At 68.5% G+C, this 24,353-nt stretch carries 23 protein-coding genes; 8 read left to right on the top strand and 15 right to left on the bottom strand.

Annotated features, from left to right (window positions below; translation table 11 throughout):
• Positions 1-6 precede the first annotated feature (6 nt).
• Together FGI33_RS15390 and FGI33_RS15385 are read right to left on the bottom strand one after the other, a co-directional pair.
• Positions 7-510: a DUF4913 domain-containing protein gene (locus FGI33_RS15390; protein ID WP_237582531.1), complete on the bottom strand. Its 504-nt coding sequence runs from the start codon at positions 508-510 to the stop codon at positions 7-9.
• A gap of 10 nt (positions 511-520) precedes the next feature.
• Positions 521-2,152, bottom strand: a complete 1,632-nt coding sequence (locus FGI33_RS15385) for a type IV secretory system conjugative DNA transfer family protein (RefSeq protein ID WP_237582530.1) — start codon at positions 2,150-2,152, stop codon at positions 521-523.
• Between the two features lie 187 nt (positions 2,153-2,339).
• Here FGI33_RS15385 and FGI33_RS15380 point away from each other — a divergent pair, with 187 nt between their 5' ends.
• The 3 genes from FGI33_RS15380 (at position 2,340) to FGI33_RS15370 (ending at position 3,996) form a co-directional block, all read left to right on the top strand.
• A complete protein-coding gene (locus FGI33_RS15380) occupies positions 2,340-2,582 on the top strand; it encodes an antitoxin VbhA family protein (RefSeq protein WP_237582529.1) in 243 nt (80 codons plus the stop codon).
• Complete coding sequence (locus tag FGI33_RS15375; protein WP_237582528.1) at positions 2,582-3,421, top strand: Fic/DOC family protein; 840 nt, start codon at positions 2,582-2,584, stop codon at positions 3,419-3,421. Before FGI33_RS15380 ends, FGI33_RS15375 begins: the two co-directional genes overlap by 1 nt.
• Before the next feature lie 86 nt (positions 3,422-3,507).
• A complete protein-coding gene (locus FGI33_RS15370; RefSeq protein ID WP_420022562.1) occupies positions 3,508-3,996 on the top strand; it encodes a hypothetical protein in 489 nt (162 codons plus the stop codon).
• A 28-nt stretch (positions 3,997-4,024) separates the two neighbouring features.
• On the opposite strand, the gene FGI33_RS15365 is transcribed toward FGI33_RS15370, so the two are convergent.
• A complete protein-coding gene (locus FGI33_RS15365; RefSeq protein WP_237582525.1) occupies positions 4,025-4,420 on the bottom strand; it encodes a hypothetical protein in 396 nt (131 codons plus the stop codon).
• A gap of 326 nt (positions 4,421-4,746) precedes the next feature.
• On the opposite strand from FGI33_RS15365, the gene mobF reads away from it, so the two are divergent.
• Complete coding sequence (gene mobF / locus FGI33_RS15360) at positions 4,747-8,571, top strand: MobF family relaxase (protein WP_337249986.1); 3,825 nt, start codon at positions 4,747-4,749, stop codon at positions 8,569-8,571.
• A gap of 184 nt (positions 8,572-8,755) precedes the next feature.
• On the opposite strand, the gene FGI33_RS15355 is transcribed toward mobF, so the two are convergent.
• From FGI33_RS15355 to FGI33_RS15300, 12 genes are all read right to left on the bottom strand, one after another.
• Positions 8,756-9,559, bottom strand: a complete 804-nt coding sequence (locus tag FGI33_RS15355; protein ID WP_237582523.1) for a hypothetical protein — start codon at positions 9,557-9,559, stop codon at positions 8,756-8,758.
• Positions 9,560-9,598: 39 nt separating this feature from the next.
• A complete protein-coding gene (locus FGI33_RS15350) occupies positions 9,599-9,997 on the bottom strand; it encodes a hypothetical protein (protein WP_237582522.1) in 399 nt (132 codons plus the stop codon).
• Between the two features lie 63 nt (positions 9,998-10,060).
• Positions 10,061-10,411, bottom strand: a complete 351-nt coding sequence (locus FGI33_RS15345) for a DUF4913 domain-containing protein (protein ID WP_237582521.1) — start codon at positions 10,409-10,411, stop codon at positions 10,061-10,063.
• Between the two features lie 98 nt (positions 10,412-10,509).
• A complete protein-coding gene (locus FGI33_RS15340; RefSeq protein ID WP_237582618.1) occupies positions 10,510-12,222 on the bottom strand; it encodes a type IV secretory system conjugative DNA transfer family protein in 1,713 nt (570 codons plus the stop codon).
• Between the two features lie 43 nt (positions 12,223-12,265).
• Entirely contained in the window at positions 12,266-13,345 is a 1,080-nt protein-coding gene (locus FGI33_RS15335; RefSeq protein WP_237582519.1) for a hypothetical protein, read from the bottom strand.
• Between the two features lie 12 nt (positions 13,346-13,357).
• Positions 13,358-14,848, bottom strand: coding sequence for an ATP/GTP-binding protein (locus FGI33_RS15330; protein WP_237582516.1), 1,491 nt, complete (start codon positions 14,846-14,848; stop codon positions 13,358-13,360).
• The gene (locus FGI33_RS15325; RefSeq protein ID WP_237582515.1) at positions 14,845-16,434 is read right to left on the bottom strand and encodes a hypothetical protein; all 1,590 of its coding nucleotides are present in this window, start codon (positions 16,432-16,434) and stop codon (positions 14,845-14,847) included. Before FGI33_RS15325 ends, FGI33_RS15330 begins: the two co-directional genes overlap by 4 nt.
• A 121-nt stretch (positions 16,435-16,555) precedes the next feature.
• Entirely contained in the window at positions 16,556-18,013 is a 1,458-nt protein-coding gene (locus FGI33_RS15320; RefSeq protein WP_237582513.1) for a hypothetical protein, read from the bottom strand.
• Entirely contained in the window at positions 18,007-18,468 is a 462-nt protein-coding gene (locus FGI33_RS15315; protein ID WP_237582512.1) for a hypothetical protein, read from the bottom strand. The genes FGI33_RS15320 and FGI33_RS15315 overlap by 7 nt, the downstream gene beginning before the upstream one ends.
• Positions 18,469-18,742: 274 nt before the next feature.
• A complete protein-coding gene (locus tag FGI33_RS15310; protein ID WP_237582511.1) occupies positions 18,743-19,057 on the bottom strand; it encodes a hypothetical protein in 315 nt (104 codons plus the stop codon).
• A gap of 2 nt (positions 19,058-19,059) precedes the next feature.
• Positions 19,060-19,866, bottom strand: coding sequence for a ParA family protein (locus FGI33_RS15305; protein WP_237582510.1), 807 nt, complete (start codon positions 19,864-19,866; stop codon positions 19,060-19,062).
• A 698-nt stretch (positions 19,867-20,564) separates the two neighbouring features.
• Positions 20,565-20,882 (bottom strand): ArsR/SmtB family transcription factor, encoded by a 318-nt coding sequence (locus FGI33_RS15300; RefSeq protein WP_237582509.1) that lies wholly within the window; start codon positions 20,880-20,882, stop codon positions 20,565-20,567.
• A gap of 73 nt (positions 20,883-20,955) precedes the next feature.
• Here FGI33_RS15300 and FGI33_RS15295 point away from each other — a divergent pair, with 73 nt between their 5' ends.
• The 4 genes from FGI33_RS15295 (at position 20,956) to FGI33_RS15280 (ending at position 24,198) form a co-directional block, all read left to right on the top strand.
• Positions 20,956-21,300 carry a hypothetical protein gene (locus FGI33_RS15295; RefSeq protein ID WP_237582508.1) on the top strand — a complete coding sequence of 115 codons (345 nt, stop codon included), beginning with the start codon at positions 20,956-20,958 and terminating at the stop codon, positions 21,298-21,300.
• Positions 21,301-21,337: 37 nt separating this feature from the next.
• Complete coding sequence (locus FGI33_RS15290; RefSeq protein WP_043588201.1) at positions 21,338-21,577, top strand: hypothetical protein; 240 nt, start codon at positions 21,338-21,340, stop codon at positions 21,575-21,577.
• A gap of 249 nt (positions 21,578-21,826) precedes the next feature.
• Entirely contained in the window at positions 21,827-22,072 is a 246-nt protein-coding gene (locus FGI33_RS15285) for a hypothetical protein (RefSeq protein WP_237582507.1), read from the top strand.
• Positions 22,073-22,278: 206 nt separating this feature from the next.
• On the top strand, positions 22,279-24,198 hold the full coding sequence (locus FGI33_RS15280) for a hypothetical protein (RefSeq protein ID WP_237582506.1): 1,920 nt from the start codon (positions 22,279-22,281) through the stop codon (positions 24,196-24,198).
• Positions 24,199-24,353 lie beyond the last annotated feature (155 nt).

The raw sequence follows: 24,353 nt of genomic DNA, 5'->3' as shown, positions 1-24,353 counted from the left end.
TTTTCGTCATGCTCGGTCCGGGTACTCCGAGTCGTTGTAGATCCCTGGTGGCTGACGGTCGGGCCCGAACAGTGCCGGGTGCGGCCGCTTGTACGGCAGTGGCTCCCCGGGCAGGTTCTCGTCCTGCGAGCCGGCGAAGGGGCCGTCATGGGAGAGGAGCACGCTCATGTGCGGGTCGGCGTGGTTGATCCACCAGGTGCTCGTGCCGAGCCCCGGGTCCTGCCGTGCGGCTTCCCAGCCGCGCCAGAGGATGGTGAGGCGCTGCGTCGCCTCGTCGTTCTCCCACCACCGGGCGCTCCACCGGCCGGTGCCGCTGCCCTTGCCGGACACGCGGCGGCGGTAGGCGAACCGCCAGTACCGGCGGACCCACTCGTCGACGGACGCGAACAGCAGCTCCGGGACGTCCTCTCCCTCTCCCTCGCCGTCGTCGACGTCGACGGGTGCCGCATCGTCAGCGGCGCGCAGCACGTCAATGGCTTCCGGGTCATCCAGCGGGTCCAGCTCGGTCATCCGTCAGCCCTCATCGTTCAGTGTCGGTGCGGGGGTCGGTCTCGGTGCTGCTCAGCATCGCGCTCAGCGCCGAACGCTCGGCGGGCGCGTCCGCGAGTGCCGCCGGTGCTGCGACGACCGGTCGCTCGAGGACGACCGGTGACGGTGCAGCGGCCGGTGCCACACCGGCCGGTGCGCCCTTCCGTGACGCCGGGTCGTGCGCGGCGATCGACGTCTGAATGGCGGCGACCTGCTCCTTCGGGCCTTGGAACCACGGCACCGTGCGGAGTAGCGCTGCGCGGGTGCCGGAGGACAGCATGATCGCGCGGCCGCGCGGGAGATCCGCGAGCTCGGCGACCTCGAGGATGTTCTCTCGCTTGAGCGACGTCGACGTGGACCGGACGCCCTTGTTCATGCTCGCCGAGGTCGTCTCCCGGTCGTAGGTGCCGATGAGCTGCGAGATGTGGTGGAGGAAGTCGTTCTCTCGCACGCCGCCGAGGTACACGAACACGTTGGACGCCGAGAAGAGCTTGAGCATGCCCTCCTTGCCGAACACGGCCACGCCCTGCGACCACGACTGGAACACCGACATGATCGGGATCCCGCGGGAGCCGAAGTGCGAGTACAGGTCCGGCAGGTCCCGCCACCGGCACACGTTCGCGGCCTCGTCGAGTATTCCGACGAGCGGTGTCCGCATGCGGCCGCCGGCGCTGACGTCCGCGAGGTCCGTGGCCGCCTCGAGGGTTGCTGCGGTGAGGGCGGTGACGAGGGGCCCGGCGGTGCCGGCGCCCTCCTTGGACAGGCTGTAGAGCGTGCCGGAGCCGCGCACGAACTCGGCCGCGTCGAACTGGGGCCGGTCGTCCTCCGGGCCACGGGAGTTCACCCAGTCGGCGATGCTTCCGTTCTTCAAGCACGCCGCCATCTGCTGCGCGGTGGAGTAGATGCTGCTGCGCGTCTTCTCCGTCGCCTGGATTGCACCGAGCACCCCGTCGGCCTGCATCCGGTACCCGCCTGTGCGGAGGAGCCGCACGGGCTCCTCCTCGTTCGGGTCGGTTAGCCAGGTGAACACCTGCGCGATGGGCCTCTCCCCCACCGCGGCCGCGAGGAGCATCCCCGCGAGCAGGTCCATGCCGGCGCCATCGAAGAACGCATCCGTCTTGGAGTCCGTCGACCGGGATCCTGAGGCGAAATACTGCGCGAGCTTCGTAGCGCGCGTGTCGTCGACGACGTAGGAGAGCGGGTTCCACCACCAGGTCGCCTCCTCGCGGGCGACCTTCTGCGGGTCGAACACCCACACCGGGCCCTTCTCCGCGCGCACCTCTCGCGTCGCGTCGAGCACGTCGCGCTTGTTCGACGTGGTGACGACGGCGCCGGGAGCGGCGATGAGCGCAGGGATGACCAGCGACGTCGACTTACCGACCCGAGGGCCGGCGATGACGGTCGACATGTCCTCGAACGACGCGTAGAGCATTTTGCGTCCCATCACCGTGCGGCCGAGCGGGACGCCGGGGGTCCCGGTGACGCCGAGGCGCTCGGACTTCTTGAGCGCCTGCTTCTCCTGCATGTGGGTGAGCGTCTTGAGCGGCGCCATGTAGCGCGCCGCGTACTCGACAAAAGATCGTCCCTTCCGGCTGAGGTGCCGAAGGTAGAGGAACCAGCCCACCGCGACGTCGCTCTCGAGGAGAACCTCACCCGTCCCGTGACCGGGGTATCTGGATCACTCTCAGCGGCTTCGCCTACGCGCGGGCCAACAGGCCGTCATGGCGGCCTCGGGCTGCTGCGGACCCCTGTGGATCACTGCGTACTAGGCCTCGACTTGGTAGAATTCTTGCACCGCGAAGGGGGCTGTCATGGCTAAGAAGTTCGAGATCGAGCAGCGCTGGCCTGAGCTGTTCGCGCAGCTCGACACGGCGCAGCGACGTGCCGTCGTGCAGTCGCTCGCTTCGGCGTGGCACGAGGGCTGGGAGCCCAACCGTGAGGACGTCGAGAACCTGACGGACAAGGTGCGGGGAGCGATCGACCGCGACGAGTACATGCGGCGCTCGCACGAAGCCGCAGAGCGTCGCCGGAAGGTGACGGTCCTCGCCAGCTGATGGCAGCGGAACGGGACCTGTGGGCGGGGTACTTCTACCCGGAGACCTACGACCCACTCGCCATGACCGGTACTCTGCGCAACCACTTCGGTGAACGCGACCGTGACGTCCTAGCAGGGCTTGAGTACGCGGCGACGATCGACCGTCTGACCGAGCTGATGAGCGGGCAGGTCGACATCCCCCGGACGTTCGACGCCGACCATGTGCGCGCGATCCACCGCCACCTCTTCCAGGACGTCTACGACTGGGCCGGCGAGTACCGGACGGTCCCCATCTACAAGGGCACTCCTGTCGGCTTCGCCGACGTCTCGAGCGGCGCCATCGACCGCTACCTCACCGACGTGCATCGCCTCGTCGACGCGACAACGTCGATGGAGCTGGACCGTGAGGGCTTCGGGGAACGCGCCGCAATGGTGTTCGCCTACCTCAACCAGGCGCATCCCTTCCGGGAGGGCAACGGGCGCACGTCCAAGGTCTTCATGGAGCACGTCGCCGAGCTCTCGAGCTTCACGCTCGAGTACGACCGCGTGGATCCCGACGTGTGGAACGAGGCGTCGAAGTGGTCTGGTCCTGACTTGTTCGCGTACGAGCCGCATCCCGCGGAGCTCGTCCCCATCTTCCAGCAGATGGCCGTCGATCGAGCCGTCGATCGCGCGCCCGAGGCTGCCCCGGGAGAGGGCGGGCGCGACAGACGCGCCCAGCGCGATCTAGCTGCCCTCCGCGCGGCCCAAGGGCAGGCGTCTGCCCCGACCCCACGTACAGTCCCGCCCGAGCCAGCACGGTATGAGAACCCGACCGTGCGTGAGCCTGCGCGTGGCGCCGGGGAGCGCGAGCAGTAGGCCAGCTCGCTCGATACTCCTCCCGCGCGCAGCTATCACCGCGCGCCATCGTGTCCCCGGACATGCACCGCAGGACGATGGCCGCAGTGAACATCTCAGAGCAGGAACGTTTCTGGCGGCACGTCATCAAGGGACCCGATGTGCACGACTGCTGGATCTGGACCGGCGCCGTCTCCGACGACGGATACGGCCGGTTCTGGATCGACGGCCGTGGTCGCGGACAGCGCGCCGTGCGGCCCTCGCGGTACGCGTATCAAGACGTCACCGGTGAGGTGCTCGCATCGTCGGATCTGCTGCTCCACTCGTGCGACGTCCCTTTGTGTGTGCATGTCGATGTCGACGCCGCGACGTCACACCTCGCGCCTGGCACGCACAGGATGAACATGCTCGATCGCGCGCAGAGGGGGCGGCACTCCAACCGGTGGACGACGACGCCCTACCGAGGCCTCCCGCGTGCCGAGCGGGCCCGCCGCTCCCGCGAGCTCCGCGACGCGGCGAAGGTACACGGGTGGGATCCCGACCGCATCCGCCGAGCCCTCAATGGCATCGGTCCGGATCAACCCACCCTGTGGTGATCGAGACCTAACGCCCACTACGGAGCGGCTACCCGTGCTCCCCATCGTGCGGCTCACGCGCCTGCGCGTCGCCATCATCCGCCGACACGTTCTTCCGCGGACTCGCCGGGCTCTTCTTGACGTCGCGTACCGCGATGCCGAGCCGGTCGGCGACCTCCTTCCGGGAGACGCCGAGCGAGAGCATCGTCTGGGTGACCGCGTCGAGCTCCATGGTCTTGGCAGCCCGCTCCGCGGCCGCGCGCTCGCGCACCGCCCGGATCTCCTGCTCCGCTCGCTCATCGATCTCGTCGAGCACGTCCGCCGCGACGAAGTAGTCGGCCGCAAGCTGCTCGAGTCGATCCTCTCGGGCGCGGAACTCGGCTGCCTGCGTGCGTGCGCGCTTGCGCGCCGCGACCTGTCGAGCGGACTTGCGGACCTCTGCCATGTGGACCTCCTCGTGGTGTGGGCGGGCATCACTATGCCGCCCCTCCCCCGACGCCCGTCCGGGCTGTGCACGGGTATACGTAGCGCTCCAACCGAGCTTCCGGCGAGCCGACCGCGGCCGGCTCGCCGGAAGGGCTCCGACGCGCTCCCGTTCGCTCACCGTCCGTCGTTCCTCCCTCGGCTCCCTCCCTCGGCTCCCTCCCTCCGCGGTCGCAGCCCTTCCGGCGCAGCATCTTCGCTGCTGGCTGCCCCGACTCGCTCGTCCCTCGCTCCCCTGTGCATCACACCTCTGGCATCAGTGATCAACGAGGTACCGTCCTGCGCGTGATGACGATGCACATCCTTTCCGCGGGGGACGGGTATGCGTACTACACGAGCGAAATCGCGACCGGTGATGTGCCCCGGGAAGCGGGCCGTGAGCTCGGCGACTACTACACCGCGGAGGGCAACCCTCCCGGCGTCTGGATGGGCTCTGGGCTCGACGCGCTGGGCGTCTCGGGCGCGGTCACCGATGAGCAGATGAAGGCGCTTTACGGCGAGGGACTGCACCCTGACGCGGAGCGCATCATCGCCGAAGCGCAGGCCGCCGGCGCGAGCGTGGACGAGGCGACCGCGGCAGCCAAGCTCGGCCGCGCGTACTACGCCTATGGCGCCGGCGGTAGCGACCTCCGCGAGAAGATCGACGAGGGATACGCCCGCTTCGAGCGCATGAACCACCGCGAGCCCGACGCCGCCGAGCGCCGCGCCATCCGCGCCCGCGAGGGCGCGCGGGCGTTCCGGGCCGCGAAGGGCCGCGAGCCCGCGGATGCGGAGGAGCTCGGCCGGTACATCACCGCCGCGTCGCGTCCGACGCAGCAGGCCGTGGCCGGCTTCGACCTCGTGTTCTCCCCCGCCAAGAGCGTCTCCACGCTGTGGGGCCTCGGCGACGACGAGACCCGCCGCGCGATCGAGCAGGCCCACGAAGACGCCATCGCCGACACGGTGAAGTACCTCGAGCGCGAGGCCCTTGCCACGCGCGCCGGCCGCAACGGCGTCGCGCAGATCGACGTCGACGGCGGGATCATCGCGACCCGGTTCCGGCACTACGACTCCCGCACCGGCGACCCGCAGCTGCACGACCACCTCGTCGTCGCGAACAAGGTCAAGGGCTCCGACGGCAAGTGGCGCACCATCGACTCCAAGCTCCTCCACCGCCAGGGCGTGGCCGCATCCGAGTTCTACAACTCGCGCGTGATGGAGCGGGTTTGTGACGCCCTCGGCGTCACCACCGAGCACCGCGTCGTAACCGCCGGCAAGCGACCCGTGGTCGAGATCGCGGGCATCGATCAGGGCCTCCTCGTAGGCTTCTCGACCCGCTCGACCGACATCCGCAAGCAGCTCGCCAAGCTCGAGCGGGAGTACACCGCCGAGCACGCGCGCACCCCCAACCAGGCGGCCCGCATCAAGCTCGCGCAACAGGCGACCCTCGACACCCGCCCCATGAAGGACAGCGGCCGATCCCTCGCCGCGCTCCGCGACGCGTGGCGCGCACGAGCGACCGAGGCTGTCGGGAGGCGCACGGTACGGGGCCTTCTCGCGAGCGCACGGGCGGCCGCGAAGGACCGCGCCGAGACCGCCCGAGACCCGGAGGCGCTCGATGTCGACGAGGCAGCCAGGCAGGTCGTGGAGGCGGTGTCCGAGTACCACCCCGTCTGGGGCCCGCACATGATCGAGGCCGAGGCACGCCGCTACATCCAGGGCGCGCGCATCGCCGGCATCGACGTCCCTGAGGACGCCGCGGAGGCCATCACCCGCCGCGCGCTCGGCACGGACTCCCTCGCCCTCACCCCGGACGGCCCGCACGGCGCATTCGCCCCGCTCACGCGCCGCGACGGCACCAGTATCTACGAGCACAAGGGCCGGCAGCTCTTCACCTCGAGCACCGTCCTCGAGGCGGAAGACCTGCTGCTGGACGCCGCCCGCGACCGCACCGTCCGACCCGTCAGCCGCGACACCTTCGACCGCATTGCCGAGGAGGAACAGGCCAGCAGCGCACACAAGCTCGACGCCGGACAGCTCGCCCTCGCCGGGGAGTTCGCGACATCCAGCACCCGCCTGCTCGTCGGATCCGGCCCTGCCGGCACCGGCAAGACCACGGCACTCCGCATCACCGCGCGCGCAGTCGAGGCCGAGGGCGGCCGGCTCGTCGCGCTCGCCCCGTCGGCCGCCGCCGCGCAGGTCATAGCCGACGCGCTCGAGGTCTCCGCCCACACCATCCACTCGTTCACCTACGGTCTCGGGTCGCTCGCTGAGCTCAACCGACACGAGGGCCCGATCGAGGGCGTCGACCTCTCCCCCGGAGACGTGATCGTCGTCGACGAGGCCGGCATGGCCGGCACCGTCAACCTCGCCAAGGTCGTCCGTGCCGCCGAACTCCACGGCGCCCACGTCCGGCTCATCGGCGACGACCGCCAGCTCGCCGCCGTCGAAGCCGGCGGCGCACTCCGCCTCCTCGAGCGCGATGTCGGGTCCATCAAGCTCGACACCATCCACCGCTTCCGGAACCCCGACGGCAGCACGAACACCGCCGAGGCGGCAGCCTCGGAGCGACTGCGAGATCCCCTGCAGGCCGGTAACCCGTTCGCCTGGTACCTCGGCCAAGGCCGCATCATCGCCGGCGACGTCGACCTGATGACCGGCGCCGTGTTCGGCGCCTGGCAGGACGACGTCCTCGCCGGCAAGCAGTCCGTGATGCTCGCACAACGGAACGAGACCGTGGCCGAGCTCAACGGCCGCGCACAGGCGTTCCGCATGAGCGACGGCACCGTCACCGGCCGCGCCAGAGCCCACCTCCGCGACGGACTCAGCGCGCACAGGGGCGACCTCATCGTCAGCCGCGTCAACTCCCACGAGCTCCGCACCGATCGCGGCCGCGACCGCGTGAAGAACGGCGACCGGTGGAGCGTCGACCAGGTCCTCCGCGACGGATCCCTCGCCGTGACCCACCTCGGCCACGGCGGACGCGTCGTCCTGCCGGCCGAATACGTCGCCAGCAGCGTCGAGCTCGGCTACGCCGCCACCGTCCACCGCGCCCAGGGCCTCACCGCGGACACCTCCCACGTCCTCGCCGACAGCTCTACGACACGCGCCATGGCCTACGTGGCCATGACCCGGGGCAAGGAGTCGAACCGCCTCTACGTTGAGGCGAACGACGCGCAGACGATGGGCGACGTCCTCGAGCAGATTGCCAACAACTCCAACGGCATGCTCAGCGCGCATGAGACCATCCGTGCCGAGCAGACCCGCGTCGGAGATCTCGTCACGCTGGTCGACCAGTACCAGGACGTCGCCGAGCGCGCCGACGCCACCCGGTTCGAGCGCATCGCCCGGCAGGCCGTCGGCCGCCGCATCGCTCGCGAGCTCCTCGCCGACGAGGCGTGGGGCGCACTCGAATCCGCCCTCCGCCGCGCCGAGCGCGGCGGCTACGACCCGGTCGACGCCCTGTACCAGGCGTGGGAGAAGGACACGCTCGACAACGCCCGCAACAAGCCGGCCGTGCTCGCCTCCCGCGTCGACGTCGACGTGCGCGCCTACACCAACGCCTTCCCGCCGGAGCCGCGCGAGGAAGCCGTGCCAACCTGGATCGCCGATCGCGCACCCATCCACTCCCGGCACACCGACCCTGCGTGGCGGGCACACCTCGCCGAACGGTACGACTACCTCGCCGCCCGCCTCGAGGAGCGCGGCGACACCCTCGCCGCTGAACAGCCGGCATGGGCAAAGGATCTCGGCGCCGTGCCCGAGGACGAGCGGCGCGCGGACTGGACCCGCCTTGCGGCAGAGGTCGACCTGTTCCGGCGCCGGTACGGCATCGACGAGAGGGAGCTCGACGCGGTGCCCGTCGCATGCCGCGAGAAGACGCTCGGTGCCGAGCTGCAGAGCCGCGTGACGGACCTCCACAAGGCGACTGCGCTCCGGCAGCGGGCCGCAGCGGCGCCGCTCACACTTGCCGACAGGCTCCGCGAGCAGAAGCGGGTCGAGGCCGAAGCCCGCCTTGAGCAGCTCCGGAGGGCCGGCCTCATCGCCCGCGCAAAGAGCTGCGACACCATCGACCCGGAGTACCCGTCCCGTGACAAAGATGGTGCCCGAGGGGATGACGGCCGCGAGTTCTAGCGCCGTCGCCCCGACGAGGCCCCACGCGGATGCGCGCTATTGGAGTTCGCCGACGAGTAGCCGCCGCGCGACAGAAGCCCCCGACGACTGTCTAGGTCCTCGAGGGCTTCGTCGCATGGTGAGCTAGATCGTGAACGTGGACTGCTACTCGAAGCCCCAGTGTGCGCCGCTCCTAAAAAAATGGCTAGGAGGAGCCGGTCACGCTCCAAATGACGATGCCCGTGATGACAGCCAGGGCGGCTGTGATGAGAGCCGTGATGGTAGCCACTTTGACGTTTTGGCGAGAGTCCGCTCGCCGAATGTGAGTTTCTTTCCTCGACTCTCCTCGGACTCGCATCCCCGGCCATTTATCTCGGTTTTTCCTGGTGACGTAGCGCGCTACGGCGACCGACCCCGCGACAAACGTGCCGAGGAGTGTCCACCCGAGCACGACGGCGGCGGGAAGGAACTCGTAGGAGTTGAGCAGCACCAACCAGCAGATCAGGACGAGTAGGACCGGAAGTGCGATCAGATACCTGGCGTGCTGCCACCAAGGTATGAGTAGCCGCCCGTCCTTGAGCAACGTGCCGATGATGGACATGGCAAGGACTTGATCTTCGCGACCGTAGTCGCCCATGACGGTCGGGTCGTTGCGATTAACCGTAACCGACGGGGCCTTGCCCGCATCGAACTTGATACTGACGCTTAGGACCTCCCGGACCGGCTCACCATCTGGCACTTGCTTCTGCAAGTAGAAGCCCGCGTGGAGGTTCTGCCGATCGCTTAGCCCTAGGTCGCCTACCGACTTGCGGCCAAAACTTCGGAAGGACGTCGGCGTCTGGACGCTAAACTTTTCCTCTCCGCTATACCCCTCACGCGGTACTAGTGCCAAGGCCTCGTATACGGCCTCAATGTCGATCTCGGCCGACCGAAATTCATATCTGCCGATCTCGTAGGTGGGTCCTGTTGCTGGTCGAGCGCGGGGGCCATACAGCCAGTCGAGGTTCACGTCAGAAGCCTACCGAAACGGAGACGTGCAGCGGAGCGATCAGATCCACAGTGACCAGACGCTCGCGGTAGTCCCCACGAGGAGGCCGGACAGGGCAACTAAGGTGCCCATAGTGGTCGAGCCGAGCACAAGACGGACGACGCGTTCAGCTTCGAAAAGGGGCGCCGCGTTCATGTTGTCATATGACGGACGCAGGAGCCCGTGTACACGGTAGGCCGCTTCCCACTTTTCGATCGTTTCGTCGTACTCTGCATCAGTCTCATCTTGGGCGCCCTCGCGCTCTGCTTTTTCAGCTTCACCGAGCGCATGGAAGCAGTCGATGCGGACTGCCTCCAGCTTGAGCACACGACGAGCTTGAATAGCCGCTCCGAGGAGACCGCCGGTGGTCAGTATAAAGCCGAGGACAGTGAGGATGACGAGGACGATACGGAGATCCATGTCGCCAGTGTCGTGCAGAGCGAGCGGTGCCAGCGCTCGATGTCGGCCACGATTTGGAGCGGTCTACGGCGCCTGCACCGAGCGTTGCCAGCCAGCCGGCGGCCGTTCGGCATCGACCGCTGGTGTTCGTCTGCCGTCGAAGTCGTGCAGGTGCCCGAGCGCCCTATCGCAGTTGCGGAAGGGCCCCGTGCGCGAGTCGAACAGGATCGGCGCGTGGTGGTCCCAGTGGTAGACCCACCAGGACGAGACAGCCGCGAGGTCGTCGTCGTTGGCATATGCCTGCGTGCGGGCCGTCCACAGCGCGAACAGGCGCTCGACGGCTTCCGGGTGCTTCCACCACTGCGGGCACCATGCTGGGCGCTTCTCGCTCCACACGTACTCGACGATCGAGCAGTGCTCGATCACCCAGTCCACGAACAGATCGTCTAATCGCGGCGTTCCTGAGGGCTCTGGGGGCGTCGCCTCGTTTGGTGGCGATTGCGGTGCGTGGACGCGGGAGTCGCCGTGGTCGGTCACTCGTCATCCGCCTTGCAGTCAGCTAGCAGACTGCAAGCAGCCGTCGTCGACGTGCGAGAGCGGCCCGTGATCAGCGACCGCATGCGAGTGTCGCGGAACCACGGCAACGCGTCCACGATCACCGGCCGGGTGTTCGAGTTGAACACCACCGCCCGCCACAGAGGCAGATTGGCCAGGTCATCGACCGAGAGGATCGGGATCCGCCTGGTGCTCGTTGACGTCGACGACCCACCCGTGTCCTGCATGGATCCGCTGTACGTCACCTCGTCGCGCTCCCCGATCAGACTCGACAGGCCGCGCAGGAAGTCCGGATCCATCGCGCCGCCTCCGAAGACGCGGGTCACCGCGGCACCCCAGATCGCTCCCCACCCGTTCTGCCCGAACGCTTCGACCGCCTGGTCCTTCGACTGGAAATAGGTGTTGATCGGCATGCCCAGCGAGCCGTAGAACGAGTAGACGAAAGGTAGCGCCGGCCACCGCACGATGTTGGCGCACTCGTCGAGCTCGATCACCAGCGGGACTGGGAGCCGGCCGCCTGAGCGCTGGGCGACCCGCTCGCCGGTCTTGCAGACGGCGCGGACCAGTGACGTCAGGATGGCACCGGCGGACCCGACGCCGTCTTTAGAGAGCAGCACTAGCACGTCCTCGGAGCGCACAAAGGCATCGACGTCGAACCGGCGCACCCCGTTCGCGGACGTCCACTCGAGCAGCTCGTCGTACGCGAGCGCGCCGGCCATGCGCTGCGATGTCGCGTAGACGCTCTGACGCGTCCGGTCGGCCCACTTCTCGATGCCCAGCAGTGTCTCCGCCGGCCCTCGCTTCCCGTGGCGGTTGAGGATCTCCACCACTGCGTCGGCATCCTGCTTCGTGATCCACCGATACACCCTGGACAGCGGCAGCTCATCGAGCGCGGCCGCGAGGAGGAAGTAGGCGAGCATGTCGCGGCCCGGCTCGTCGAACTGCGGATCCCCTCCGCGGTCGCCCTCCTTTCGCGTCGATGCCTCGAAGATCTCCGCGAGCTCGCGCGCGTCCTCCGTTGAGGCCACGTACTCAAGCGGGTTGAACACGAAGTCGGGACCCGCCTCGTGCCGGTAGATCCGGTTCGGGTCGAAGACGTACGCCTGGCCGCGCCCGCGGCGACCACGCAGGACCTGCCCCACGCCGTCGACCTTGTTGGACGTCATGATCACCGCCCCGGGCGCCTCGACGACATGGCGGACGACGACGCCCGATGTCTTCCCTCGACGGGTCCCGAACAGGTACACGCCCGTCTCCTCCCAGCCCTGGTAGATCCATGTCCGAGTACCGATGAGGCGGGCCACCTTTTGCCCAGGTCCTACGTGCGGTGCCGTCGGGTGCAGCCGCCGGGCCTCTGCAGACCGCGCACGTCGGCGCAGGATCGCGTTCTCGGGCGTCGCGGACATCAGCTTGATCGACGCCTTGTTACGCCGTCGCGCCGTTCGTCGCGCCGACCACATCAAAACGGCCGTGAACCCCGCCAGAGCGAAGACGACGAATACGATGGTCGCGATGGTGGCCGCCGTACCTGGCCACGGAGCACCACGGATGAACTCGATCCCGAGCTGCGCTGCGTTCCACGAGTACGCCTCCCCGATCCCGGCGAGCTCCGCGCCGATGTGGACACCGAGGAATACAGCACCGAGGAGCATCCCGATGAGTGCCCCCGTCAGCGCGTTCGCACGCGTCATCCCGTTCACGGGCAGTCCCTCTGTCTGTGCTCTGCGCCGGCCATCACGAGGTTCCAGATGCCGCGAGCTTCATCGGCTCATCACCCCACGGGTCGACCTGCACGTGGACGTGGTTGCAGGTGTCCGGGAACTGCGCCATCGGCAGGTCGAGCGCGTCATCGGCCGCCGCGCGGCACTGCGATTGGCCAGTGCCGGAGCCGTCGGCCATGATCGGCCCGAGCGTGCGGAGCAGCTTGATCGCGTTCGCATCGGCACCCGTGGTCGGAGTGCCATCGAAGGCATAGAAATCGACAGCGTGGCCACCCCCGTTTACGACGTGCGCGGACGCGTCGCCGGCGCCGGGCCGCTCACCGCTGCAGAGCCGATTCACGTCGGAGACCCCGACGGAGGAGAACGTCCGCGTCGCCACGGTGATGACCTGCAGGATGCGCGTGTCAACGCCGCAGTTCGGCATCACCTGCCCGTCGGCGATCGCCTGCACCTCCGAACGATGCGTCGCCGACAACCAGGTCACTTTGCCCTGGGCGGTGAGATCCATGATGTGCGCCGCCAGCGCTCGGGTATCTCCGGAGACACCCGCGGTGCACGCAGAGGACCCGCCGCTCAGCGCTCGGACCACCGCCGTCGCCGCAGGGAAGTACGGGGCGTAGTGGTCCGGGTCGGCGTTGCGCTGAACCGCGTGCGCGGCCGCCGTCGGAGTCAGCGTGCGCCAGTTCGGCACCCGCAGGAGGCGTTGGAAGAAGAACGTGGCCGCCTGCCGCGGGTCGATTCGCTGCGCGAGGGTGCCCCAGGTGTCCCGTTGCTGGAACAGGCCGCGCGAGTCCGGACCGACGACGTCGCCGTGATCGATGTTCGTCAGCGACGACTCCCCCATCGCCGTCATGACGCCCAAGGCCTGCCCCTGTGCGTCGACGCCCAGCGCAGCCCCCGCGTTCATGATCGCCGCAGCGTTCGCGAGCTGGTCACCGGAGTACCCGGCGACAGCGTCATGAGCTGACGCCGCCTCGGGATCCGCGGTGCTAACGCACGCGCCCTGCGCTGTCCCGCCTCCGGTGATCAGCACGACACCGCCGAACACGACGATGAGGATGCACGTCAGCACGAGCATCAAGCCCTTGCTCATGAGGGCTCCCGCTCACGCCTCGGCGTCATCGTGGGGCTCGGCGCCGGTGCCGGCCATGCCGGTGTCCGTGTTCGTGACCGCGGCCTCCCATCGCGAGCGGAGGTGGCGCATGTGCGTCTCGGGGTTCGAGCCGTACTTGAAGATGCAGTGCCCGGGACGGAGATTCATGAGCAGGTCCGCGGTGTCCGGTGCGAGGTTGAAGGTCTCCTGCACCCACCGCGCGTCCTCGGGGCGGTCCTGCCGGTAGGCGTAGATCGTCTGGGCCTCCTGGATCACCGTGTAGCCCTCGGACTCCTTGGGGATGTCGGTGCCCTTGTGCATGACGAACCAGTTCGAGATCCCCAGCGCCCGGGAGAGCTTCTGGTTCGACTTCACCAGGCGCGCCGACGGGCCGCCGATCATGTGCCAGCCCTCCTCGTAGACCACGTTCGTGATGAAGCCCCTCTCGCGGAGCAGCCGCCCGAGCAGCCACTGGTGCCCTACGGCCATGACGGTGGGGATGGCCGGACCGGCATCGGGCAGCTGCGAGACGTCGAACACGGTGAGCTTGCCCGCGAGGTCCACCTGCGCCGACGTCTCGCCATCGAAGACACCGGCATACGTCTCGAGCAGGTTCTCCAACCCGAACCGGATCGACAGACCCGCCTGATGGAAGCGCTCACCCGAGGCACCGGTCAGGCCCTCGTCGGCCGGCACCGTGCCGAGGTGCGGCATGAGGTCCGTCGTCGTGAACGACCGGGTCGACGTCTCGTGGTCGGCGTACATCTGCCGCAGCGCGAAGCGGGTCGCCTTCTCCTCCCACTCCGTCGCCGCCACGTCGTTCCGCGCGATGCGCGCCACAGCGTTGATGAGCTCCATCTGCCCCTGCAGCCCCGACCCCCGCATGATGAGCGGATCCAGCAGGTTGAGGCGCACCCCTCCCCCGGCCGGGTCGAAGCGCAGCGGTTCCGCGCCGAGGTGGTGCGCCATGCCCGTGTACTCGCCGGCGCCGCCCTCGTCCTTCTTGTCGAACACGACCGCTCGGCGATGCGCGAGCCCCAACGGACGGGCGACACCCACGGTCTTCGTCAGCGACGACTTCCCGTAGCCGACCGTGCCGAGGACGATCACGTTCGGCGAGGAGATGAGCCGCTCCGGCGCCGTGTTGTATGCCGTCGGGGCGTCGAAGGAGATCATCGACTGCGAGAGGTTGTCCCGGCCGTTGACGACGCCCTCGTCCCCCGTGGGGTTGCCGATGACTGCGGTGTTGAGGATCTCCGCCTGCTTCGTCGTCGTCGGCGACCCCGTCAGACGCGGGGCGTACCAGCCTCCACTCGCCGCTCGGGGCGAGAGCCTCAGCTGCCCGCCAGGCAGGTCGAAAGGCGCGACCTCGATGCCGGCGTCCGAGGACCCCGGGGTGGAGGCGTCAGTATCACGCGCAATCGTGGGCGGGGCGAGGAAGCGCAATCCGGGGACGTTCGCGTACCAGGGCGGTGTCGAGGGGGTGTTCGTGGTGCTGCTCATGAAAGGGCCTCCTTGTCGCCGCGACCTGCGAGTACGGACATGAGCCGCGCGCCCGCCGTCGAACGGTGCGGGCGTAGCCCCCGGCCGATCGGCCAGGTCGTGCCGGAGGCCGCCGCCTGGAAGGAGTCCTGCCAGTCGAGGCGATCGATGCCCAACCCCGTGTCGCACACGCTCTGCAACCGCCGCGACGCCTGTGCCAGCTCCTCCCGCGTCGGCGCCGTGATGGTGACGTATCCGATCCACGCGACCCCGTGATGATGCGACCCCGCCGCCAGATCCCGTCGACGCCGTTCCGCCGCTGAGAGGAGACCCTCGGACTCGTCCGACACCAATACACCCTTCTTCCTCTGCGCGTACAGGCCCGCCGCATCGCGCACGACGTCCTGCCGTGCGGCCGCCTTCGCCTCCGACGCCGGCACCAGGTCCAGATGGAAGGAGACCGAGCGGATGAAGCCCAGCTCGCGCCCGATCATGAGGTCCAAGGTCCACAGCGGCGACCGACCGGCACTGGCCAGATCCTCGCCATGGATGGCAGCGGTCCGATGCCACCAGGTCACCGCGGGTGCCGCCTCGACCGGATCCTCCTCACGAAGCACCGTCGGGTCATAGCCGCGATCGACGACGTGAGCGGAGTACTCGTCGTGGGAACCGATGCCTACGGCGAGCGGTGTGATGTGCCTGCTCGAGCGCATGTCGATCGGGATCGACGGGTTCTGCTGATGCATGATCAGCGCCGCCGTCTGCCGCGCCGTCAAGGGCGAGACCTGCCCCATCCGGGCCTCCCGCAGATCCCGCGCCGACGCGGCGATCTGCTCGGCCATGAGCTCACGCCAGCCATCGCGACCTGAACCGTACTTGGCCGCGGTCTCGAGGAACGCCGGCGTCAACGGCCAGGACAGCACCACGAAGTGCCGCTGCACCATCGCATCCGCCGCCGCCCGGCGCCGCACCTCCGCGTAGGAGGACTGCTGCGCGTCGTACAGAGCAAGCTCCTCCGAACCCGCCGCCGCGTCGCGGGGCTCGCGCATCCGGTCGTACCAGATGTCGTGCTTCGCCGTGTCCGGAGGAAGCACCCGCGTCAGCGTCTGCACGCCACGCACGAGCGACACCGGGGCGGCGCAATGCGCCAGGAACTTCCCCCACGAGGTCGCGGCCCTGTGCAGCGCACCGGCTGTCTCCATCCCGCGTAGCTGGCCGGAGACGGAGAACGCCACGGACAGGTACGACTCTTCGCCGACCGGCGCGTGCCAGGCGACGCCCGGCACGTTCGCGCCGTGCTGGAGCCACCCCATGCCGTCAGATCCATCTGGATTGGCACGCATCTGGCGCGCGGAGACCTCCGCGCGTCGCCGTTCGCGTCTGTCCGTGCTCTTCGCTGCAGCCTGGATCTGGTCCCACCTGGCCAGCGTGAAGGGGACGAACGTGTCCGTGCCCAAGCGTCTGCGCGCCGCCCAGCGCGATCGCTTGCGGCGGCGCTCCTGGATCGTGCCGTTGTGCGTCCGCTGCGTCACCAACATGGTGCCGCCGACCCCGAGCAGCCCGACGATCAAGGCAGGAACCCCACCGCCCAGGACCAGCCACAGCATCGCCCCGCCGATGGAGAGGGCCAGCCCGACGACGCGGGTCGGCGACTGCGTGCCTCCGAAGAAGGACCGATGCCCGGCCTCGCCGCCGACCCACCGGAGGTGCGGAGCCGTCCTCCGTCCCTCATCCACCGGTGGACTCCCGTCCGTACTGCTGCTCATGGTCCTCGACAGGACCGGCGGCCATGTCGGCGGTGGCGTTCGCTGCGCTCTGCGCCTTGTCGAACGCGAGCGCCGCGGCGGCCACCACCATCGTCGGTACGCCGACGACGGCCCCGACGCCCGTGGACGACTCCGCAGCGCCAGCCGCGACTGCGCCTTTTTCCGCAGCGGCCGCCGAGGCGCCCTCTGCGCCTGCGGCCGCGGCGCCGCCGCCGGCCGCTCCGGCGGGTTCCGCGGCAGCGTCGGTCAGCGCCGAGCTCGACTCCTCCTCGGTCCCACCCGCACTAGAGCCATCGTTCTCCTCGGGCGAGCTGGTCTTCTCAGGGGTGTACGAGCTACTGGTCTGATCGGATGCCAGGTCGCCGTCGTCATCCGAAGCGCTGTAGCGCTGGTCAGCTTCTTGCATCGATTTCGACCCGATGCTCGGACCGCTGTCCGCGCTGGCACCGCCCATCGGCAGGACCGGGGCGAACCGGAACAGCAACAGCGGAGACAGCCCCGAGATGAGGAGCGACAGCATCGACACGACGAGGGTGACTGTCTTGTCGAGGCTCGCCGAGCTCGAGAACACGTCCACGTTCGCGCCGACGAAGGAGAACGTGATGCCGAGCATGAAGAACAGCAGCGGATGGGAGGCGAGGATTCCAAGCCAGAGGAACGCGATCTTCGACCCGAACTTCCGCTTACGCGCGTCGACGATCCACACCCACCCCAGAGGGAAGAGCACGCCGGAGAAGTAGAGCCCGATGAGCTGCACGATCAAGACCAGCAGCGCCAGCAGGAGAGCGATGATCATGAAGAACATGAGGATCGTGCCGACGACGGCTCCTCCGACGATGCCGCTCGCATCTTCATCCCCGATCATCGTCGCGAACTTGCCCGCGATCGTGCCCTCCGTCGTGGAGAGCATCGTCTGGATGAGAGCGTCCGAGAGGGCGCCGAAGAACTGGACGATGAACCACGCCATGGCTGGTCCGAAGATCCCGCCGATGAGAAAGGCCGGGCCGTACTGCGTCAGCGTCTCCGCGAGCTCCTGACCCGACATGCGTCCGCGGGCCGTCTCGACGAACTGGGTGACGAGGATCACTACGAGCACGAAGATCGCGAGTCCGAAGGACAGGGCGTACGCCCTGAGGAACCAGTCCGCGCTCACATCCGGCAACGTCGCGTGCGTCAGCGCCGGGAGGACGTCGTTCGTGAGGCTCTTCGCGGACGCGACGAGCATTTTGTAAGTGTTGCCCGCGGGATCTGACCAGAAGTCAGCGATGCCGGTCGCCGTCCTCACCGCATCCGCGGTGCCGTTCACGGCGCCTGTTACCCCGTCGGCGACGTCCTTGACCCCGCAGATGAGGAAGTTCGCTGTGCATGACGGTACGCCGTCGCTGTCCATCAGGTGGGGCGATGCGAGGTTCATCAGCATCCGCCCGTGAAGCGTATAGCTCCGTTGGACACCTTGGCCTGATCGACTTGAGCACCTTCAAGTAGGTGCCATGCATCGTGCTCCCACACCATGGTCATGCCGATCGCGGCGACTTTGCTCGGGCTCAGAGCGCCGTCGATCACGTATCCCGTCGCGATGTCGACGGTCACCCGATCAGCTGAGGCATTGCTCTCGATCATCCAGACACCGTTGGTCGTGGAGAGGTGGAAAGGGCGTCCCGCTGATACGACGCCTCCCGTGATGTCCGGGACTTTGGCGTAGGAGCCGGCGAGATTTCGGAACGTCGGGTTGGCGTCATCCGCCATGACTGCCTGACTCACTGAGTTCAACTCCTCCGTCGGAGGGGCAGGGCTCTGCCAGACGAACCGGTAGAACGCCGTCGCGGCCTCTACTGCCCCATAGGGCGTGTGCGCCGCCTCCTTCTGCGCGGTCAAGACCACGGCTGCGTCACGATCCAAGCCGCCGAGACAACCCGTCGGTGGAACTCCGTCCTCATCGTCACCGACCCCAGTGTCAGCTGCAGCCGAGCTGGATGGCGGACCGTCCGTGGGCGTCGGTGAAAGCACGGTCGCGGCAGGAGCGTCGTGGTGTGAGAGGGCGAAGGCCACTCCCCCGCCAAGACCCAAGACTGCTACGAGACCGCCGACGAGGAGGGGCCAACGGGACCGACCGGTCGAGGAGTACATGCGGGGCATCAGCGGCTCCGCCTCAGCCCGCGAGGGACAGCGTCACCCCGACGATGACCGCAAGCGCAGCTAACCCCACAAGGGAGATGAACGCCGCCAGCGCCTTCGCCTTGCCCTGAGCGTGAGCCTGAGGATTCGGGTTGAGGTCCCCTGAGGCCCCCGCCATGGCTACCAGACCACGGATCAGATAGACGATCGCCACGATGATCGCGATCGCCCAGATGGCCGCGATGAGCTTCTGCCACAGCTCCGTGAACTGCTGCCCGCCGAAGGAGAAGTCCGGCACGATCCCGTCGATCGGGTTCTTGATCTGCGCAGCGAGGATGAGATGACGCATGGTCAGGCCTTCCGGGTGAGGTCGGATGCAGGGGCGACGGCCTCCTGCAGGATGCGGACGACCGCCGCCGCGGCCGCCGCGAAAGCGTCGCGGGTGGACGGCGCGAGCGAACCCAGGGTGAGTTGGCCGCGCTCGGCGATGTGCGCGTCGTATGGGATCTCGAACAGCGCCTGCACGCCCGCCTCGCGGAGGAGCCGCGCAACCTCGTCTCGGACGACATCGCTCTCAGGGCGGCCGTCGGTGAGCCGGATGGCGATCACCCGCTGTGCGAGCTCGGTCGCGTGGCCGCCGTCCTCACGCAGCTCCTCGAGGAGCTGGATCGCCTCCAACACCGAGTCGCCGGCGTTCAGCACCGGGATCACCAGGACGTCCGCGACAGACACGGCACCACGGAACGCCGACGAGGTCGGCTGGTTCCCGGTGTCCATCACGCGGATGCCGTAGAACTCGTCAATGACGCGCGACACCGCGACGACGGCCTCGCCTGTCAGGCGCTCCCGCCGGCCCGTGGATCCGATCACGTTCGCGAACGAGGTCTGCGGAGCCGTGTACCCGGTGAGCTGCCCCGCCGTGCGGATCGTGTCCACGTCGCGCACTAGCTCCCCCACGCCAAGACGCGGGGCGCCCTCGGCGCGGTAGCTCAAGGCCCCAGGGTCGTCGGAGAACTCGACGATCGCCGTCGAGCCTCCGCGGATCGACGCGATGATGCCACCGAGCAAGAGCGCTGTCGGCGTCTTGCCCGTCCCGCCTTTCGGGTTGCCGATCAAGACTGACACCGCTCGGGTCCAGGTCGCCTGACGGATCGTCATCTCATCCCGTGAGCGTCGCTCTTCCCCGTCCGCCGCCGCGGCTACATGCGCTGCCTCGCGTGCGCCTGGCGCTACCGGCAGGCCCAGTCCCGCCAGCAACCCGCGGAGGCCCATCGTCGCCCGACGCGGAGCTGCCGGAGTCGAGGCCGGCACGACGCCGCCGAACAGCACGGACGTGGATCGGTCGATAGGGCCGTGGGACAGATGGTCGCCAGCGCCAGCTTCTGTCGATCTCGGAGCGCCGGAGTCGCCACGGGGGCCTGTTGTCGGCGGCGTTTCCAAGGGGGCAGCTTCGACCCGTGGGGAGGTGTCTTCCTCGACGTAATCGCTCGCCCGGGATGCAGCCCCGAAGGCCTCCCCCGCCGGTACGCGTGATGCTTCGCTCACCCTCGACTCCTCCCCCAACGGTCATCAGCACGACTGCACAACGCGCAGACAGTCCACCGAAGACGTGACGCGCGGTGCACGCCGCGCCCTCAGGCGGGGGCACGTTAGCGATTCGTGTGGCTGGAGGAATGAAGTTGTACACGGACCACCATCGGGCGGCGGCTCTCGGCGGCGAGGGGCGTGGCGTTGCGCGAGCGGGACGGTGGCTGCGGCCGCGCGACTACGACTGCTGGGCGGGTGTTGGGCGCCGGCGGCTCGGTAACGGCACGAGCTTCACTGCCCCTTAGGCGGTGCCTCCGGGACTCGGCGTCCTAGAGGGCGCCAGTCAACGCCATCGTCAAGGCCTTCAGCATCTCGTCGACGCGCTCCTGCTGCACGACGTAGCGGCGCGGCTTCCGGTCCGGCTCCGAGCGCGGAGGGTCCAGCGTCACGACTCCGAGCTCCTCGAGCACGTCCAGGTTCTTCGCGACCATGGAGCTCGACAGCTCCATCTCACGCGCCAGCTCCGGGCGCGTCTTCGGCCCATGAGCCAGTAGGTGGCGGATCAGACCCACTCGCACGCGGCTGCCCAGGGCGTCGACGCTGATGCCGACTTCGGCGGGCAGGGGCGGGTCGACGCGTTTGGGCACCTCGCGAGTGTGGCCAAGTCGTGCGCACCTAGCATCTACTGGTCTATAAAGTACCAATAGACGAGGAGGGTCCATGCGGGTTCGGATGCACGGGACGATCATCGACGGGCCAATGCTCGCGGACACGGAGGGCGGCCCGCTCACGGCGACCTTCACCTACGCGGACACCGCCGGCCAGGACTTGTCGCCACTTCCCCAGGCGTGCTGCGAAGTCATCTGCCGCGGATCACTGGCCGTCGCGGTCCTGCTCGACTTCCGCGCCGGCGCGGACGTCCGCATCGACGGAGAGCTCCGGCTGCGCCGTCCGCCGCGCACCGGGGAGGATGAGGATCTCGTGCTCGCCACAGTCGACGCGCGCAGCGTGTCATCGGAGATGCCGCGTGTCGCGCGACTCGGATCAGACACGCCGCCGAAGTGACCTGTTTCTGAATCAGGCCACCACTACTGTCCGAGACATGGCTGCACAGCGACACCACGGAGGACGACCCGCGAAGGGCGACCGTCAGGCGCTCCTCTCCCGGGTCCCCGCGCCCCTCGGCGAGGCCGTCAAGGCCCAAGCCGACATGCGCGGCATGAGCGTCAGCGACTACATCGCTGCACTGCTCGCCCAGAACCTCGGCATGCCCGAGCTCGTCGCCAACCCTCCCGCAGTCATCCCCACACGTCAGGAGCTGCCCATCGCGGACGTCGCCTAAAACGAAGGAGCCCGCCGCTTCCGCGACGGGCTCCTGCACGTGTTGTAGCTCTCACCCTCACTGCTTGCCGGCGCCGAGGTTCGAGCTAATCCAGATCAACCAGCCTTCACAGGAGGTCTCTCTATGTCCGCGAGCATAACCCACGAGCTTCGGGTTGTCGCCGTACACGCCACGGAATCTGCCTACGGATCCGGCGACACGGCCACCCGCCTGCGACTTAGTGGACCCCTTAGTCGCCAGGCTTGCGACATGACGAGCATTCACGCCGGCACCCGACGCAACCGACGTCCCACCGGCGAGATCGCCGTCCCCCGCAAGATCCGACTGGCGCCCGAGACCGAGGCCGCCTTCCAGGCCGCCGCCGAAGCCTCCGGCAACCTCTCGATGTCGCTCTACCTCGAGCGACTCGCAGCACAGCTGCGTACCGACTTGGGAGCACTGCCCGTGCTCTCCCCCGCGACCGCTTCCGAGGAGGCCACCCCGACGACCAGTTAACGAATGAGAGCCCGTCGCTACCAACGACGGGCTCTCGAAGATTCGTAGCTCTGACCCACCTACCGGCTACCAACCACGGGTCCGAGCTCCAGCACATACCTACCGGCTACCAACCGGGGCTCTGCCATACCTCCAGAGGAGATGTCGCCATAGTAGCTTCATCGCGCCCGCAAGCGCCAGAACCACGACCTGAGACGACCATCGGCGTGTCGCCGTCCGTCGACTCCGCGTGGGAACTGACGCGCCGCCTGAGTCCACGCGACCAGGTGCGCGCGATGATCCGTGACGCCTACGGCCGCCTCGACAGCAACAGCTACCCGCGCCTGCACCCGCTCGGGCCGGACGCGCCCATGACGCCGTGGGCCATCCGACTCGCAGATTCCGCGGGCCGATACAGGCTCCTCTGCTTCGACTTCGACGGTAAGGACAGCACCGGCGTCGTCCCCGAGCTCATGGAGCAAGCCCAGGACCAGGCGGCCGTGCTCTCCCGCACCCTCGACGAGATCGCGATCCCACACGTCCTCTGCCGCTCCTCCGGCGCCGGCGGCCGCCACGTCTGGATCGCCGTCAACGGCGGCGCCGAGGCGGCCCAGGTCGGCGCCTTGGCCACGGCCGCGCGCGCGAACTTCTCCACCCTCGACCACGGCATGCTCCGCAACCCCGCCGAGGGCGCCGCCCGTCCCCCGCTGTCGCCCCACCGCGACGGCACCAGCTCGCGCGTTCTCACCGGCGACATCACCGCACTCCTGGCCCCGTCGACGACGACGGCCGACCTCGACGCGCTCACCGCGCTACTCACCGACCGCATGCCCGCCACCCGCGCCGCCGACAGCACCCCCTCCGGACCCGTCGACACTCGGCACCAGGCGCACCGGCCCCTCAGCAAGGCCGGCACCGCCCACATGGCCACCATCGGCGGAGGTGGCAACCCCTCCTGGACCGGCTTCATGTGCCTCCTCGCCGCCGCCAATGCCGGCTGGACGCTGACCGACGTCCAGCACGCCGCCCGCACCGCTCCCGGCATGGAGCACTACCGCACCAAGAACACCGGCCGCGGCACCCGCAAGGCCCGCACCAGCCAGGAAGCCGCCGAACGCCTCGAGCGGCAGTGGGCCAAGGCCCAGCAGTACGCCGCCGTCCAGCGCCCGCTCCCCCGCCGCGAACCCCAGGACCTCACGGAGCTGCAGGCCATCGTCGCCGACGTCGACGCCATCCTCACCTCCTTCCGCGTCACCCCTGGCCGATGGGGCCGCAGCGAAGCCGACGCCTCCCGCCGCTCGATCCTCACCGCCCTCACCTACCTCACCCTCCAGACCGGCAAGCGCACCATCGCCGCCTCCATCCGCGACCTCGCCCTCATGACCGGCCTCGGCCGCACCACCGCAGCAGACGCCCTCCGCGTCCTCGCCGACGCCGGCTTCATCACCCGCGTCTCCCCCACCGACGGCGGCAATGCCGCCGAATGGCGAGTGACCTGGCGACTTTCCACAGACAGAAGCTCGGTCCGGTCACAACCACTCCATAACCCCGCCGCCCCCGCTGAACTCTTCGCCCATCGCGCCGAACTCGTCAGCGTCCTCGAGCACGAACTCACCGACCAGAGACACGACCTGTTCACACGCAGCGGCCTCGGACACCTCGCCGGCCGGCTCTACGCCACCCTCGGGCAGCACGACGCCCTCACCGTCGACAGCGCAGCACGCCTACTCGGAGTCAGTACCCGCCATACCGCCACGATCCTCAGCCGGCTCCGCCGCCACCGGCTCATCAAGACCCATGTCAACGGGTGGGCACGAGCCGTACGAGATCTCCGGGATACGGCCGCACGAACCCTCGACATCTTCGGTTACCTAGATGACCGTACTCGCCGGTATCAGGCGGAGCGCGAGGTCTGGGCCTGGTGGAACGCAGAACTCATCACCATGCACACCAACCCCCGATCGCGACCCCGACGGCCCGCAGCATCCAGCCGCCCGCTCTTTGCGGCTCCCTCTTCCGGTGAACGTGTCTGGCCCCGCTATCCCCGGACGCGCACCCTCGCCGACCATCGATCCGCCCGACGTCTTGTACTCGACGGCTCCCTCAATCCCGAGGCGCGATGGCAATATCTCGGTGAGGCGGCTTGAGGCACACCAGCGACCCTCATCGAGCCCGGCTGTCGTACAGCGGCACTCATGATGTACCTGCGGCGTGACGGCTATGACCACGGGGTTGGATGGTCAAGGCCTTGCGTGCGATGCCTCGTGCTAGCACTAGTGAAGTGCTTGCAGTATGCAATCAC

Origin of the sequence: Clavibacter phaseoli (assembly GCF_021922925.1) — a bacterium.
Taxonomy (GTDB): domain Bacteria; phylum Actinomycetota; class Actinomycetes; order Actinomycetales; family Microbacteriaceae; genus Clavibacter; species Clavibacter phaseoli.
The sequence above is the reverse complement of the archived record's forward strand: the minus strand, read 5'-3'. Positions and strand labels throughout refer to the sequence as shown.